General features: G+C 58.0%; 14 protein-coding genes and 2 pseudogenes. 11 read left to right on the forward strand and 5 right to left on the reverse strand.

Annotation, left to right across the window (positions count from 1 at the left end):
• Together HV744_RS03760 and HV744_RS03765 are read right to left on the reverse strand one after the other, a co-directional pair.
• A partial coding sequence (locus HV744_RS03760) for a hypothetical protein (protein WP_217469091.1) occupies positions 1-325 on the reverse strand: 325 nt, incomplete at its 3' end.
• Between the two features lie 124 nt (positions 326-449).
• Positions 450-1544, reverse strand: a complete 1095-nt coding sequence (locus HV744_RS03765; RefSeq protein ID WP_175148218.1) for a LacI family DNA-binding transcriptional regulator — start codon at positions 1542-1544, stop codon at positions 450-452.
• A 207-nt stretch (positions 1545-1751) separates the two neighbouring features.
• Here HV744_RS03765 and HV744_RS03770 point away from each other — a divergent pair, with 207 nt between their 5' ends.
• From HV744_RS03770 to HV744_RS03810, 8 genes and pseudogenes are all read left to right on the forward strand, one after another.
• Positions 1752-2747, forward strand: a complete 996-nt coding sequence (locus tag HV744_RS03770; protein ID WP_175148219.1) for a sugar ABC transporter substrate-binding protein — start codon at positions 1752-1754, stop codon at positions 2745-2747.
• Between the two features lie 85 nt (positions 2748-2832).
• A complete protein-coding gene (locus HV744_RS03775) occupies positions 2833-4353 on the forward strand; it encodes a sugar ABC transporter ATP-binding protein (protein WP_175148220.1) in 1521 nt (506 codons plus the stop codon).
• Positions 4350-5339, forward strand: coding sequence for an ABC transporter permease (locus HV744_RS03780; protein WP_217469092.1), 990 nt, complete (start codon positions 4350-4352; stop codon positions 5337-5339). The genes HV744_RS03775 and HV744_RS03780 overlap by 4 nt, the downstream gene beginning before the upstream one ends.
• A 29-nt stretch (positions 5340-5368) precedes the next feature.
• On the forward strand, positions 5369-6139 hold the full coding sequence (locus HV744_RS03785; protein ID WP_175148221.1) for an SDR family oxidoreductase: 771 nt from the start codon (positions 5369-5371) through the stop codon (positions 6137-6139).
• A gap of 77 nt (positions 6140-6216) precedes the next feature.
• The gene (locus HV744_RS03790) at positions 6217-7086 is read left to right on the forward strand and encodes a D-psicose 3-epimerase (RefSeq protein WP_175148222.1); all 870 of its coding nucleotides are present in this window, start codon (positions 6217-6219) and stop codon (positions 7084-7086) included.
• Positions 7087-7424: 338 nt separating this feature from the next.
• Complete coding sequence (gene xylB / locus HV744_RS03795; RefSeq protein WP_175148223.1) at positions 7425-8921, forward strand: xylulokinase; 1497 nt, start codon at positions 7425-7427, stop codon at positions 8919-8921.
• 29 nt (positions 8922-8950) lie between these two features.
• Positions 8951-9901 (forward strand): transaldolase, encoded by a 951-nt coding sequence (gene tal / locus HV744_RS03800; protein ID WP_175148224.1) that lies wholly within the window; start codon positions 8951-8953, stop codon positions 9899-9901.
• Between the two features lie 415 nt (positions 9902-10316).
• Positions 10317-10631: pseudogene (locus tag HV744_RS03810) on the forward strand (IS6 family transposase); the annotation flags it as partial.
• A 417-nt stretch (positions 10632-11048) separates the two neighbouring features.
• On the opposite strand, the gene HV744_RS03815 reads toward HV744_RS03810, so the two are convergent.
• A complete protein-coding gene (locus tag HV744_RS03815; RefSeq protein WP_175148225.1) occupies positions 11049-11369 on the reverse strand; it encodes a CcdB family protein in 321 nt (106 codons plus the stop codon).
• Positions 11369-11611 carry a type II toxin-antitoxin system CcdA family antitoxin gene (locus HV744_RS03820; protein WP_246278935.1) on the reverse strand — a complete coding sequence of 81 codons (243 nt, stop codon included), beginning with the start codon at positions 11609-11611 and terminating at the stop codon, positions 11369-11371. The genes HV744_RS03815 and HV744_RS03820 overlap by 1 nt, the downstream gene beginning before the upstream one ends.
• A gap of 91 nt (positions 11612-11702) precedes the next feature.
• On the opposite strand from HV744_RS03820, the gene HV744_RS03825 reads away from it, so the two are divergent.
• Both HV744_RS03825 and HV744_RS03830 read left to right on the forward strand, forming a co-directional pair.
• Complete coding sequence (locus HV744_RS03825) at positions 11703-12032, forward strand: hypothetical protein (RefSeq protein ID WP_175148227.1); 330 nt, start codon at positions 11703-11705, stop codon at positions 12030-12032.
• A gap of 886 nt (positions 12033-12918) precedes the next feature.
• Entirely contained in the window at positions 12919-13266 is a 348-nt protein-coding gene (locus HV744_RS03830; protein ID WP_175148228.1) for a hypothetical protein, read from the forward strand.
• A gap of 187 nt (positions 13267-13453) precedes the next feature.
• Here HV744_RS03830 and HV744_RS03835 read toward each other — a convergent pair.
• Positions 13454-13863: pseudogene (locus HV744_RS03835) on the reverse strand (SDR family oxidoreductase).
• A 125-nt stretch (positions 13864-13988) separates the two neighbouring features.
• On the opposite strand from HV744_RS03835, the gene HV744_RS03840 reads away from it, so the two are divergent.
• A complete protein-coding gene (locus tag HV744_RS03840) occupies positions 13989-15974 on the forward strand; it encodes an extracellular solute-binding protein (RefSeq protein ID WP_175148229.1) in 1986 nt (661 codons plus the stop codon).
• Positions 15975-15997: the final 23 nt, after the last annotated feature.

Consider the following 15997-nt stretch of genomic DNA (forward strand, 5'->3'; position numbering starts at 1 on the left):
CGGCGGCGAGGCGCAAGACGCTGTCCAGCTCCATGGGCGCGCCGAGCAGCCGCGCGAGCGGCTCACCGCCCGGATCCTCGAGCACCAGCAGGGTCCGGCCGTCTTCGCGCAGAAGCTCCAGCGGCCGCACCGCCCACGCGCCATCGAGTTCGTCCTTCAGTGCGAATTCATGGGCAAGGCGATCGAGGCTGGCGGGCAGGGGATGGTCGGTGGCAGCCCGCACAATCAGGACGTTATTGGCGCTGCCATAGCCCGGGCGCTGCCCTCGACAGAAGACACGCTCGCCGTCTTCCCACACGATCTGAAGGCTGAGGTTGTTACCCATCGGCGCTGGAACCATGTGAAGGGTTTATCCTGCACACTCCGCCGGGAGCAACGTGCGCAGACCGGCGAGATTGTAGATGACGGGAATGCCCACGACCTCCGGCACGGTCGACCTGCAAACTGCTTCACGCGCAATGTTTCGGCGAGGATGGATGGCAATCATCCGTCGTGCTCCCCTTCGTGGTTTGCACATCGTCGTCGGACATCTCGCTGAAGCGTGTAGGAACGAGGATGCAAGGGGGCGCGCCCCCTTCACTGTTATCGACCAGGGAGAACGCTTCCAGGATTATGGCCTGTACGTCCTGATGCAACATCGTTACGTCAAACGGCAATCGTGCTGCGAATGGATCCCAGTCAAAGCACCCTACCACACACGACTTCAACGCGTCTCGTGGCAACTCCGACACAAACTCGACCAGCCCTTCAAACGCCGTAATCGAATTGATCAGCAACCCAACCGGCAACCGTCCGCGTGTCTCATATTGACGCGCGAGCGCCTTCCGGGCAGCCGAGGCACTGTACCCGCAGATTTCGAGTGACTGGACCACAGGCTTCAGATGCCGGGCCTCGAAAGCATCGCGGTACCCGGCAATACGCATTTCAGTCGCGTATTCATTGGCGATCCCGCCGACAAACACCAGTTCTTCTGGAGGGGCGCCGCGGGCCTTGATCTTCTCGATCAAAACGTCAGTGAGCACCCGTGCGCCACCTCGATTGTCTGAGACAACCGACGGTGCCCCCTCACCAGGCAGGTCGAGGTTAATAGACGATACACCCGCTTCTGAACAGAGATTGTTTAGCGGCGTCGGGTTTTGCACGCCGGCAATGAAGAGCAACTCTACGTGCTGCGACAGAAGCGTCTGGGTGACGCTCAATTCCACCGAGGGGTCTCGTTGAGTACTGACGACAATGGGGCAGAGACCCCGACTTCTGGCCTGCTCCTCAAAGGTCTCGGCAAGCCCCGCGAAAAAGCGGTTCCTATAGTGGGGAAGGATCATTCCCGCAAGTCCGGAGCGCGAAAGACGTAATCCGCGCGCTCGCATGTTGACCTTGTAGCCAAGGTCTCGCGCGACTTCGAGGACGCGATTGGCGGTTTCCTCCTTGATTCGATACCGCTCCCAGGTTCCGTTCAACACCATGCTAACCGTGGATGTCGAAGAACCCGTCGCTTTCGCGATATCGTAAATCGTGGATTTTCGTCTGGAATCGGTGGGAGCCATTTGGTTCACTTCAGCAGCACATTCGTTTTCGTACCGCAGACCTTAGACCTTTCGGCACGGAAAGCAAAATCAGGGTTTCCACGGAGTTGACCAGGCTGCTAAATAGATTCAGCATTCGATTTACCGGATAGCTAAATGGATTTAGCAAACGGCGCCGCCCCCGGCCGCGACCACCCAACAGCTGAACAGAAACGTTAGGAGACAGACATGCGCGTCAACACAAAGAAAGCAATCACACTGGCGGCGGTTATCGCGATGGCCGTCGGTGCAGTCACCTCCGCAGGCGCTCAGGAGGCCAAGCCCGCCAGCCCGAAGGGCAAGGTGATTGGCGTAACGAACCGCGACATGAACGAATATTTCGGGACTATCTCGAACGCCATCAAGGCAGAAGGTGAGAAGAATGGCTTCACTGTCATCCTGACAGACGCCCAGAATGACATGACCAAGCAGCTCAAGGATTGCGAGGATCTGCTTTCGCGCCATATCGATTTCCTCGTGTTGAATCCCCAGGAGCCGGCAGAGGGGGCGCAGTGCGCGAAGAAGGCAAACGCGCTGAAAATTCCGGTGATCACCTTCGACAGTGGCCTTCAAGGAAACGCGAAAGTTCTCACGCAGGTTCGCGCGCAGAACTACGACGGCAACGTACAAACCGGGGAGTTCGCCGGCAAGTACATGGGGAATAACCCCATCAAGCTGGCGATTGTCAGCGGTTCCGCAGGCAACGTGGTGTCGCAGGACCGCCGCACTGGCTTCCTCGGCGGCTTCAACGAATATCGCATGAAGAACTACGGCAATTCCAACGTGAATGTGGTTGCTCAGCTTTACGGCAATTGGAATCAGAATGACGGCCGCAAGGTCATGGAAGACATTCTGGTCGCGCATCCCGACATCAACATGGTGTATTCGGAAAGCGACGCGATGGTCATCGGCATGATTCGCGCGATTAAGGCACGGAACATGCAAGGCAAGATGAAGATCTTCAGCTTCGACGGCAACAAATTCGCCTACAAGGCGATTATGGACGGTGATCTCGTAGCTACCGGTGAAAACTCGCCGAGCCTTATAGGGAAAACCGTTGTCGACGTGCTTAAAGAGTACGTCGAGACTGGCCGCCGTAACTTCCCGGACATCACATATGTGCGAAAGCTGCTGGTGACGAAAGACAACGTCTCGACCGTCTACAACGCCAACTCGCCGTTCTAATCGCAGCGTCTGCTGTCGAGAAGAGAGACATCGCGTCTCCCTGGCTTATCGCTTCAGGGCAAGTCGGTTCTGCGGAAGGTGTGATATGGAAACCTATGCTGTTGAAATTGATTCCGTTTCCAAACGGTTTGGCGGGATACACGCACTCAATAATGTCTCTCTGAAAGTCCGCCCCGGCGAAATTCATTCAATTGTCGGTGAGAACGGTGCCGGAAAGTCGACCTTGATGAAGGTGCTTTCAGGCGCTGTGGTCAAGGACACCGGAAACATCGCGATTTTCGGTAAGGAGACGGACATCGGAGACACGGTAACCAGCAAAGAGTTGGGTATCGGGATCATCTATCAGGAGTTCTCGCTGGCGCCTGACCTCAGCGTTGCCGAGAACATCTACCTCGGCAATCTCAACGGTGGGAAAAAGCGGCTCGTCGTTCCTTTTGCAGACTTGTTTCGCAAGTCAAAAGGCATCCTTGACCGGCTCGGCTTCAAAATTGATCCACACCGGCTTGTCCGCACCTTGCCCGTCGCGTTGCAACAGGTCGTAGAGATCGCCAAGGCGCTCTCACAGGATGCCAGGATCCTGATCCTCGATGAGCCGACTGCGGTCCTGACAGACTCCGAGTCTGAAAAGCTGTTTGGGATTCTCGAGAGTCTTCGCAAGGAAGGCGTTTCGATTATCTATATTTCGCATCGCCTCGAAGAAGTTCTCCGACTGTCCGACCGCATCTCAGCGATGAAAGACGGCGAACTCGTTTCCACCAAGGACGTAGGTGAGCTCGATAAGGCCAAGATCATCACCGAGATGACTGGCCGGGAGTTCGCAACTCTTTTCCCCAAAAGGGAAAAAATCAACATCGGGAAAGAGCTCCTCCGTGCTGAGAATCTGTCCGCAAACAACGGAATTCATAACGTCAACCTCACCCTCCACAGGGGCGAGATTTTGGGTCTTTCCGGGCTGATTGGCTCCGGACGGACAGAGTTCGCCCGTGCAGTTTTCGGCCTGGACAAGATCACCGAAGGTGAACTCTTCGTCAACGGAGAAAAGGTCTCCGTCAAGAACATCAAGGATGCCAAACGGCTCAAGATTGGGCTGATTCCCGAAGACCGCAAGCACCAGGGGCTGGCGCTTCGGATGAGCATCCTCGAAAACATCACAATGGCGAAGGTCAAGGGTGTGATCAAAAAGTTCGTACTGATCAACCACAAAAAGGAAGAGGAGATCGGCTCGCAGTATGTGAAGGAGCTTCGCATTAAATGTGGGAGCGTTCATCACGCTGCAGGTTCTCTATCTGGCGGCAACCAGCAGAAGGTCGTTATCGCGAAGTGGCTGAACACGGCTAGCGAAATTCTCATTCTCGACGAACCCACTCGAGGCGTTGATGTCGGCGCCAAGGTCGAGATCTATCACGTGATTAACAAACTGGCCGATCAAGGATTTGGCGTCATCCTCATTTCATCCGAACTGTCGGAGGTTATCGGGATGGCAGACCGTGTTGCCGTCTTTACAGAGGGAACCGTCTCGGGGGATCTGCGCGGCAAAGACATTAGCGAAAAGGCAATCATGCATTTGGCCTTTCCTGTATCCAATCAAGAGGCGGTGGCATCATGACTACATTTTCGACAAGGTTGGGTGGAGCCAAGTCCGGCAGCGCAGTGCAAAAATTCCGTAGGGTGGTATCCGAGAACACGGTGATTTTTGTTTTCATCGCGATGCTGATAATCGCTGGTTTCGTATCAAATAATTTCTACGACTATAGCAACATTCTGAACATCCTAAGCCAGGTCTCCTATCTGGGAGTAATTTCCTGCGGAATGTTGCTCGTCATCATGATCGGCGGCATTGACCTCTCGGTCGGTTCGATGGTCGCGCTGTCCTCCGTCGTCATCGCGGTGTGCCTCGAGAAGTATGGATTCGGGTTGCTGACAAGTCTGGCGCTGGGCATTGCGGCTACCTGCCTGGCTGGTTTTGTCTCGGGCCTGCTTGTGGCGAAAGCAAACATCGCTGCATTCGTCGCGACGTTGGCAATGATGACGATTGTGCGCGGTCTGGCTTTAACTGTGTCCGGCGGTCGCCCAATCATGATTGACAACGACTTTATTGCGAATTTCGCGCAGAGCAGCGTCTTTGGCGTACCGCTGCCGATTCTGGTGATGTTGGTTTTCGCATTCGTCACGTGGTTCATCTTGCAGAAGACGATCGTCGGCCGGATTCTGATTGCCACCGGCAGCAATGAGACATCTGTTGTCTATTCCGGCATCCAGGTGTGGTTCTTCAAAGTCTTCGCCTATGTTTTCTCTGGGTTTGCATGCGGAATCAGCGCCGTCGTTCTCGCCTCACGGACTGGCGTCGGTTCTCCGATCCTTGGTGAGGGGCTGGAGCTCGACGCGATCGCCGCAGTTGTCATCGGTGGCGCCAGCCTGCAAGGCGGTCGAGGCCGCGTGTTGAATACCATCGTTGGCGTCCTGATCCTCGGTGTGATTTCAAACATCATGAACCTGGCAGGCATCCCCGACTATTTCCAGCGCATCGTGAAGGGTCTGATTATCGTGGCCGCTGTTCTGACCGAAGGCTTGCGGACGAGAAATCGCCACTAACCAATTTACTTTTAAATTAGAGGTCCGTGATGTCATATCTCGATGAATTGTTTGGCTTGACGGGAAAGTCGGCGTTCATTACTGGCGGTGCACAAGGCATTGGCAAGGCAGTCGCACTGGCAATGGCGCGCAGCGGCATGAACGTCGCAATTGTCGACGTCAACCAGGCCAAGGCCGACGAAGTCGCTGAAGAAATCGAAGGCCGCGGCGTCAAGGCGTTGGCTCTCAAGGTAGACGTCACCAACGCGGCAGAAGTCGATTCGATGATGACGCAGATCGTCGGCAAGTTCGGCCGACTCGACGTCGCCCTTAATAACGCGGGCATCGCTAACAACACGCCGGCTGAGACGCTTGACCTCGCCGACTGGAAGAAAGTGATTGACGTCAATCTGAATGGCGTCTTCCTGACTGCTCGAGCGGCTGCACGACAGATGATTGCTCAAGGTGGAGGTTCCATTATTAACACGGCCTCCATGTCGGCGCACATCGTCAACCGGCCGCAGACGCAAAGCGTCTACAACACATCGAAGGCCGGCGTCATCCAACTGACGAAATCGCTGGCGGTCGAGTGGGCCCGGCACAAAGTGCGTGTGAATTCCATCAGCCCGGGCTACATCAAGACTGAAATGACTGTCCACGTGCGCCAGGATTGGCAGGATTCATGGATGAGCCAAAGCGTGACGCCCGCAATGGGCCTGCCCGAGGACTTGATCGGCGGCGTTCTGTACCTGGCGAGTGATGCCGCGGCATTTACCACGGGCGCAGATCTCGTGATGGACGGCGGATTCACTGTAGTTTGACGCTACACTTTTTCTACTACGCTCGGGCTTGATTTGCCGGAGTCATCGATTGCGATTGAAAACCTGAAGGGGCTCTCATGAAATTCGGAATCTACTACTCCTACTGGGAACACGAGTGGAGCGCGAAATTTGCGCCATACGTCGAAAAAGTCGCGAAGCTGGGCTTCGACGTAATCGAGGTTGCCGCACATCACATCAATGAATACAGCGACGCCGAACTCGCCGACATCAAACGGTGCGCGCAAGACAACAACATCATACTGACCGCAGGTATCGGGCCGTCTAAAACGCGGAACCTGTCGTCGCCGGAAGCATCGGTCCGCGAAGCGGGCAAGGAGTTTTTCAAGCAAACGCTCACGAATGTCGCGAAGCTCGACATCAAGACGATCGGCGGCGCACTGCATTCCTATTGGCCCGTCGACTATACGAAACCGGTTGACAAGGCTGGTGATCGCGCTCGTGGTGTTGAAGGCATCCACGGCATCGCGGACTTCGCTAACGACCTGGGGATCGACCTCTGCATTGAAGTCCTCAATCGCTTCGAAAACCATGTCCTGAACACCGCAGCCGAAGGTGTGGACTTCGTGAAAGACGTTGGCAAGCCCAACGTCAAGGTCATGCTCGATACGTTCCATATGAATATCGAGGAAGACAGCATTGGTGAAGCTATCCGTACCGCTGGCCACTTGCTTGGGCACTTTCACACCGGCGAGAACAATCGCCGCGTGCCGGGTAAAGGTCGAATTCCATGGCACGAAGTTGGCTTGGCGCTTCGCGACATCAACTATGCGGGAGCGGTTGTGATGGAGCCGTTTGTGAAAACGGGCGGCACAATCGGGTCCGACATTAAGGTTTGGCGCGATCTCACTGAAGGAGCCGATGAGGCAAAAATGGATGAGGATGCTCGTCAGGCGCTCGCGTTCTCCCGCTATGTGCTGGGAGGCTGAAATCCGTTGGCAATGAAGTGGCGCTGCTTCGAACAGCATTCGCCGCTTGTGGCCTGAGGATTGGCCATTGGCTTGCCGACGCACCGAAAGCCGAACGGGATTCGCTTCATAGTACATAGTCATACTAAGGTAATTACTGGCTATCGCTATGATAAAACCAGCTTCGTCTGGTGAAATCACGCGCGTGGTTGATGCCCGCATCGTGCGCGGGCAAAAGCTTACCCGGTTTCATCCTGCGAGGGCAGATTCGCTACGGGCGCTCAGTTCGGGTGCCGTGTCGAAATTGCTTCCGGACCGCTTATGACGAGCGCTTGTCACTGCTTCCAACGGTAAATGTAATGGCAACTCCATCGAGTACCCGCTTTTCTCTCGGCATCGACCTAGGCACGACGGACCTGAAAGCAGCACTTTTGGGCGAGGATGACTCCGTGCATGGGACCGCCTCTTCACCCGTGAAGAGCTACTACCCGCGTGCCGGCTGGTCGGAGCAGAACCCTGAAGAGTGGTGGAGCGCATGTCTTGCTGCGCTTGGCGACCTGCGCAGCCGATTTCCCGATGCCTGGTCACAGGTGGACTGCATTGGATTGTCGGGACAAATGCACGGCGTCGTTGCTCTTGACGTCAACGACGAGCCTGTACGGCCCGCCATTATCTGGAACGACTCCCGCGCGACGGTGCAGGCAGCCGAATTGGCTGAGCGATTCGCGTCGGCCGTCGATTTGCTTGGAAGCGTGCCCATGGCAGGATTCACTGCACCGAAGATGTTGTGGCTCAAGAAAAATGAGCCTGGCACTTTTGCAAGAATCGATTGCGTCATGTCGCCCAAGGACTTTCTTAGGCTGCGCCTGACAGGCTTGCGCGTCACCGACACGTCTGACGCGGCCGGCACCCTCTGGCTGGACGTTCCCCGACGCGCCTGGTATGAGCCCATTGTCAATGCGACGGGTCTCACGCTGCGACAGTTGCCTGAGATCGTTGACGGAACGAGCCCGTCTGGCTATGTCACGAAGCAGACTGCCGAGCAGTTCGGGCTTCGTACTTCGGTCGTGGTCGCGGGTGGTGCAGGGGACAATCCGGCCTCAGCCGTCGGTATTGGTGCATGCTCGGCGGGTGACGCGTTTATCACACTTGGCACTAGCGCTGCCGTCGTTGCGTTGACTGACGATCCCACTGCCAACATCAGCGGAGGAATTCATCGCTTCGCTCATACGTTACGCAATGAATGGTATGCGATGGGCGCCATCCTGTCGGGGGCAAGCTGTCTGCGATGGGTGACAAGAATCCTGTCCATGCCTTCTGAACAGTCTTTGCTCGATCTCATATCAGGCGCTGTACCCGTCAACGAAAATCCGCCGCCAGACGCCCCCCTGTTTCTGCCTTACCTGGCGGGCGAACGCACGCCATACAACGACCCGCTAGTTCGTGGCGGATTCATGAACCTGGGCGTTGACACATCCCCCGCCTTGCTCGGTTATGCCGTCCTCGAGGGTGTCGCATTTGCCTTGCGCGACGCGGCTGCGGCCGTCGAGTCTTCGGGCGTGGCGGTCGGCAGATGCGCGCTTGTCGGCGGCGGGGCGCGAAGCGACTACTGGGCGCAGTTGCTTTCCGACGTACTGGGACGAGAGTTGCACACGCTGGTTGGGAGCGAGCTTGGAGCCTGTATCGGCGCAGCGAAACTAGGTTTTGCTGCCTGCGGCCAGGACCCGGCGCGATTGAAGACCATACTCCCGTTGAAACGCAAGTTCGTTCCGCAGCCGGCCCGTACCGAAGCATTACAGCAGCGATATCGCAAATTTCGGAGCCTTTTCCCGGCGGCGCAGTCGCTTACTTCCTGACCACAGTATTCGGATAGAACTTTCCTGCCATGAATCAACTCGACCAACTTAAGCAGTACACGACGGTCGTTGCCGATACCGGCAACTTCCTTGAACTGAACCAGTTCACTCCGCGAGACGCAACTACCAACCCGTCGCTGATCCTGAAGGCGGTCAAGGATTCGAAGTACGCTCCGCTGCTGGCACACGTCGTCAACCGGAGCAAAGGACGGTCGCATGCCGAGGTGGTCGATGCGGTGCTAGTCCGGTTCGGGCTGGAAATTCTCGGAATCGTACCGGGACGCGTGTCGACGGAAATCGATGCGCGGCTCAGCTTTGACACGCAGGCGACGATCGAACGGGCTCATCGGATTATTGGGTCGTATGAAGTCGCGGGCATTGATCGCGAGCGGGTACTGATCAAGATCGCCGCGACATGGGAAGGCATTCAGGCTGCCTGGCTCCTCGAGCGCGACGGCGTCCACTGCAACATCACGCTCCTGTTCGCGCTCTGCCAGGCGGTCGCGTGTGCTCATGCTGGCGTCCGTCTGATTTCTCCGTTCGTTGGCCGCATCTATGACTGGCACAAGGCCAGTGAGAAGGGAAATTGGGACGAAGAGGCCAACGCCGGAAGCAATGACCCGGGTGTGCGGTCGGTTGCGACGATATACAAGTATTACAAGCGCTTCGGCATTCAAACCGAGGTGATGGGCGCGAGCTTCCGCAATACAGGGCAGATTCTAGCGCTGGCAGGCTGCGATCTGTTGACGATCAGCCCGGACTTGCTTGCCGCACTGAAGTCGTCGACGGAACCGGTCGAGCGGATGCTGGCGAGCGCGGAAGACTGTAATGAGCCAGCCGAACAGCCCGAATACTCGGAAGCGCAGTTCCGCTATCTCCTCAGCGAAGATGCGATGGCAACCGAAAAGCTCGCCGAAGGCATCCGGGGTTTTGCAAGGGATGCTGCTGCTCTCGATAGCCTGATCGATGGTTTGCGTTGAGTAGTGGTCGCAACGCGACTTCGAAACGACTCAGCCTCGTAGCCTACCGGAACGCGGTTATCGGCGATGAGTGCGGCGGGCTGCGCGAGCCACGTCGGATGGTGACTTTCGCCTTAGCCGACTGATCAATAGCTTAATGCCGGAGTCGGAAATTCTTCGCGGATCTACCCAAATTCAGCACGCTATACCTCCGGCAAATGCTGGTCATCGTAAGCGGCTCGCGCCGGCCGTTATAGACGGTGACTGAGAGGGACGCCCAGGTGATGCCCATCATCTCCTCAAGATTGCGAAGACTCAGCGAGTAGGCCACATACCACCGCACGCGCAGCGTGCATTACGTCCAGCGGAGGTATTGTCAAGTTGGTGCTGGGGTCGACGAATATAATTGGGCATGAAGAAAGCTTCCGTCTCCGTTCTGCCATCGGGCGAGGCGCCGATTTCGTTCAAGGGCTATCGATTTCCGCCGGACATCATCAGCTACGCAGTGTGGCTGTACTACCGGTTCCCGCTCAGCCTGCGCATGGTCGAGGAGATGCTGGCGGCACGGGGCATCGAGCTTACCTATGAAACGGTACGGTGCTGGGCGACGAAGTTCGGTCTGGCGATCGCCCGGCGCATTCGTTCGACAGCGCCGGGTCGCGGCGACAAGTAGCACCTGGATGAGGTGGTCGTGACGATCAACGGCAGGAAGCATTGGCTGTGGCGGGCCGTCGATCAGCACGGCGCAGTGCTCGGTTCATGGACAGGTTTCGAATCAGGTTTCGAATCTGTTCATGGCGTGCCGTTACAACCGGAACGCGCAGCGCGCAGCGCAAACGCGAGGCGCGTGCCCGAGCAGCACCCTCATAGCGCGCTGAAGTACCGCTCGCCACGTGCGTTCAGGCGCAAGGCCGATTTATCAACTCAAGTGTGAGGCGGTGTCCGGAGGTACAGGGGCAAATCCAAAGCTCGGCGGACCAGCACGCATAGTTGCGGCACTCTGCCTGAGCCTCTCCTGTTGCTTGTCGAATTGCATCGCATCTCCAATCGCGGTTTCCCGGGGCGGTTTCAAGGGTGAAGCGCAACAGCGAGATTAGTGTTTAGAGGTTTGAGGTTGATTTGCTGATACGAGGGTCGCCCCTTTCGAACAAAGCCGTCCTGTTATCGCTCAGTATGCGCCGAAGATCCGGTCGAGCGCCGCGAGGATGGCCTCACGTCGATCTGAAAGGGAACCGATGCACTTGCCGAGAGCGTTCAACGGGACCGCGCTCATGCCAGGCGTATCAAGGAAACATTCTTCGCCGTTGACTTCGAAAATGGGAAGCAGGTCGGATGGTTTGCCGGAGAAGCCGAGATGTCGGACAGGTCGCAGAGGAATCACGATGCGCGTCGGTAGAATACCGACATGGGTGCTTTGCACGTCGAGCAGGTAAGGTGCAAGTTTGCGCGTCTCAATGTCGGGGTTCGTGTAGAGATCAAACCGGCCCATTAAAACGTCCTGTATTTCGCGAGCGGAAGCCCGTCGCGATCGACCATCGCAGTGTAAGCGGCGACCAACTGGGCGTTATCATCCGCCCAACGGCGCGCCTCTGCCTCCTGGATTTCTTCGCGCACGCCGCGCTCGCTCGCCCGCGAAAGATTAATACCAAGCTGCTTGGCCCGCTCCAGCACCTCAGGCGGCAAGGTGACGTTGGTGGATTTACGCGGTCGAACTTCGAGTGATTTGCCCATGTGCGGCTCCATGTTGCATACCATGTGCATTATGATGCACAAGTTCGACGGATCGCAAGTGTGTTGGCTGGTGTGTAGAAGCTAAGTTGTAATGTCCGCTTTTTCGCAGCGTAAGCTGACCGGCCGCCGGCGATCCGGCGCGGGAGGCTTTGATGGCTGCGATGCGCCGGCCATCCTGAATAATGGCACCGTCGTCCGACTTGATGAGATTGAAGGCTGGATGCCGTTGAGCCCGCGCATGCTGACGGATATCAGCCAGACCGGATCGGGTTCGAAGTGGGAATGCCGGGATGACATCAGCAGCGCCCAACTAGAAGATATCAATCGTCGGTTAATTCTAAATGCGGAAAGGTCGGTGTATTTCAGCAGCGCAAACCAGCGTACGAAGTACCTTAATCGGATGGCGGCGTTGAGGGCGTAATGTTCGAATTTGCCGACGATTCGATTGGTCGGATACCGCTTCCGCCGCCTTAGAGTATCGAAAGGGTGATTGAGCCGTCATGCCAGGGGGCGAACGCTCAGCAGACTGCGGAAATCGGGCCGGACTGAAGATGAACTGGCAATCGAGTCCACCCTTACTTCGCGGCCTGACCTCCCGGTGTTGTCTTATCGCGACATCGTCGGCCGGTTGTCGAGAGGAAGCAGCGGGCCTGATGGCGTTTTGTTCCTCACTTTGGCTTTGACCGATCGTCGGAGTGAGATGAAGAAATTCCACAATATGGGAAAACTGTGATTGGACGAAGTTGGGGGTGAGAGTAGGGGTGGCCTCAGATTCCTAAGTTGGAAGTCAAACCCAGCAAGGGTTTGCAGTCGACGCCATTCCCCCTCCGTCTCCGCCAGCAATGGTGGCAAACCCCGCAGAGTCCAGGCTCTGCGGGGTTTTGTTTTTTTCGGCCCTGATTCAGCGTGGTTTCGCGTCGATGCGTTGCGCGCTTGAACAAGTTCGTTCGCAGTGAATCCAATAGATCGCCGATGTGTGGCGACCGCAATTTCAGAAGAAGCGTGTCGGTACGCTCCGATGTGCAATCGGAGCGGCCGCGCTGCTGCATCGGCGATGCTTGTGTGTGTCTCCAGCGATAAAATTGCGACGAGGAATGCACTCTGCACATCAGGCATGTGTGTGCGCCTCACTCACTTCGATTACAGGCTGGCGCCGTTTTCACCGGAATGCGCTCGCATGTAACCAGACGTTACGTAGCCCGCGGCGGTGCGATCTTGTGCATTAGTTATTACAAGCTTGAAATACGCGGTGAGCCGCCTTGCGCTATATTTCCGCCAACAAAACACATTCTTCCAAAGGATGATCAATGAAGTCCACTCGTCTTGTTCCACTTCTGATCGGGGTTTTGACGTTGGCTGCATCGGGTGCTGCAATGGCCGGAGGGCTGAACGTCGGGGTTAATATCGGCATTCCCGCGCCGGTCTATGTTGCGCCGGCTCCGGTCTACGCACCGCCGCCACCGCCTCCGCCGCCGGTCGTCTATCAACCGGCTCCCGTGTACTACGGCGGCCCGGCGATCGTGGTCGGCTGGCATGGCGACCGCTACTGGGACGGCCGTCGCTACTGGGCGCGCGATGATTGGTATCGCCATCGTCCCCCGGGCCACAGCGACTATGGCCGCTATCACTACGACAATCATCGTGGCTGGCATTAAGCTGTAGAGCGCGATCAGGTTAGCGCCGCAGATTCAAAAAATACCGCCCGGAAGGGCGGTATTTTTATGCCCGCCGCACATGGTCGGTACGCGAATGCAACGGTAGCGTCCGGAGCCACGCGCCTACGCCGCAGGCGTACTCATCATGCAGGCGCCTTCATCGCGAGGCAGCAGGCGCGCTCATCGCTCACTCGGCCACGGCAGCCATGCCGCCCACCACCGCACTGAAGCCGCTATCGACGTGCACGATTTGCGCCGTCACACCAGCCGCCAGATCCGACAGCAGGAACGCCGCGGTATTGCCCACCTGTTCGATCGTCACGTTGCGCTTGAGCGGCGCGTTCTGTTCGACGAATTCGAGAATCTTGCCGAAGCCTTTGATGCCGCTCGCGGCTAGCGTCTTGATCGGTCCCGCTGAAATACCGTTCTGCCGAACTCGGTGGCGAATTCGGTGATGCGGTCCTTGAAACGCTCGCCGACGTAGGTGAACGCCAACTCGGCGCCTTCGCGCTTGCAGGCTTGCGCGATGCCGTACGCAATCGAACGGTTCGACAACAAGCCGGTCAGCAGGATGCGTTTGCCAGCGAGGAAGCCCATGAAATCTCCTGAACGCTCTGCGCGCCGCGCACACGAACGTCGCGCGAGATGGATGCGCGGACTGCGCGGATTAATTGGGTAGAATTCTCTCACATTGCCATTGCCCACTGACCAACAAGGCCCCTATGACGACTGGCTCGCGACGGGTTCAAACGCCGGTTGCATTTCGATGCAGCGTGATTCACGGACTCTCGCGTGCCGGTCTGGCAGTTGTGCCGCGTGCATGGCGCTCGGCGCGCGCCGTCGCGACAGCCTGCATGCTAGCCATGGCCGGTTTGCTCGCGGCGCCGCAAGCGCATGCGGTCCACGCCATCGCGCAATACGGCGAGCCGAAATATCCGGCTGATTTCAAGCACTTCGACTACGTCAACCCGGATGCGCCGAAGGGCGGCACGCTGGTGCTGGCTAACCCAAGCCGTCTCACGAGCTTCGACAAATTCAATCCGTTTACGCTGCGCGGCAATACGGCGCCCGGTGTGGACCTGCTGTTCGAAAGCCTGACCATCGGCAGCAGCGACGAGGTCGCGTCCGCGTACGGGCTGCTCGCCGACGACATCAACATCGCGCCGGACGGCTTGTCGGTGACCTTCCGCATCAACCCGCGCGCGCGCTTTTCGAACGGCGATCCGGTCACCGCCGACGACGTCAAGTTCTCCCTCGACACGCTGAAGAGCCCGCAGGCCGCACCGCAATTCGCGTCGATCTTCAGCGAGATCAAGCGCGCGGTGGTGGTCGATCCGCACACGGTGCGCTTCGAGTTTCGCCAGCGCAATCGCGAACTGCCGCTGCTCGCGGGCGGCATGCCGGTGTTTTCGCGCAAGTGGGGGATGAGGCCGGACGGCAGCCGCATTCCGTTCGACCAGATCGCGTTCGAAAAGCCGATCGGCAGCGGCCCTTATCTGATCGAACGGTACGACAACGGCCGCACGATCACGTATCGGCGCGATCCGAATTACTGGGGTGCGGAGCTGCCGGTGCGCGTCGGCATGAACAACTTCGATCGCATCGTCTACAAGCTGTATTCGGATAGCACGGCGCGGCTCGAGGCGTTCAAGGCCGGTGAGTACGATGTGCTGGTCGAGTATGTTGCGCGCAACTGGGTGCGGCGCGACGTCGGCAAGAAGTTCGACAGCGGCGAACTGATCAAGCGTGAATTTTCGCAACACAACGGCACCGGCATGCAGGGCTTCTTCCTGAACACGCGGCGGCCATTGTTCCAGGATGTACGGGTGCGCAAGGCGCTCGATCTCGCGCTCGATTTTCAGTGGCTGAACCGGCAGCTGTTCTTCAATCAGTACCACCGTATCGACAGTTTCTTCGCCAATACGGATTTGCAGGCGAAGGGCTTGCCAACACCTGGTGAGCTGGCGTTGCTCGAACCATGGCGGGCACAGCTCGACCCCGCCGTGTTCGGACCGCCGCCGAAGCAGCCGGATACCGATCCGCCGGGCTCGCTGCGCGCCAATCTGCTGAAAGCGCGTGAGCTGTTGCAACAGGCCGGCTGGACCTATCGCGACGGCGCGTTGCGTAACGCCAAGGGCGAGCCGTTCCAGTTCGAGATTCTCGACGACTCCGGCTCGGCCGCGCAGATGGAGCCGATCGTCGCGACCTTCATCCGCAATTTGCAGAAGCTGGGCATTACCGCGACGTTTCGCGTGTCGGATTACGCGGTCTATCAGAAGCGCCTCGATGCATTCGATTTCGACGTCACCACGATCCGCATGCCGGACGTGCAGGTGCCGGGCTCGGAGCAGATCCAGCGCTTCGGCAGCAAGGCCGCCGATACCACTGGCTCGGACAACATGATCGGGCTGAAGTCGCCGGTGGTCGATGCGGTTCTGAACGCGCTCGTGCATGCGCAGACGCGCGAGCAACTGGTCGACGCGACGCATGCGCTCGACCGCTTGCTGATGCATGGCTACTATGTCGTGCCGCACTGGTACAGCGGCACGCATCGGGTGGCGTTCAAACGCGGCCTTGCGTGGCCGACAACCCTGCCGCTGTACTATGGCGCGGAAGGCTGGATCACGTCGATGTGGTGGTACGAGCAGCCGCAGACACAGCCACAAGCAGAGCCGCAACCGCCGCCGCAAACACAGCCGCACTCGTAGCCACAACCGCCGCCGCGCCAACG

Origin of the sequence: Paraburkholderia ultramafica (assembly GCF_902859915.1) — a bacterium.
GTDB lineage: Bacteria > Pseudomonadota > Gammaproteobacteria > Burkholderiales > Burkholderiaceae > Paraburkholderia > Paraburkholderia ultramafica.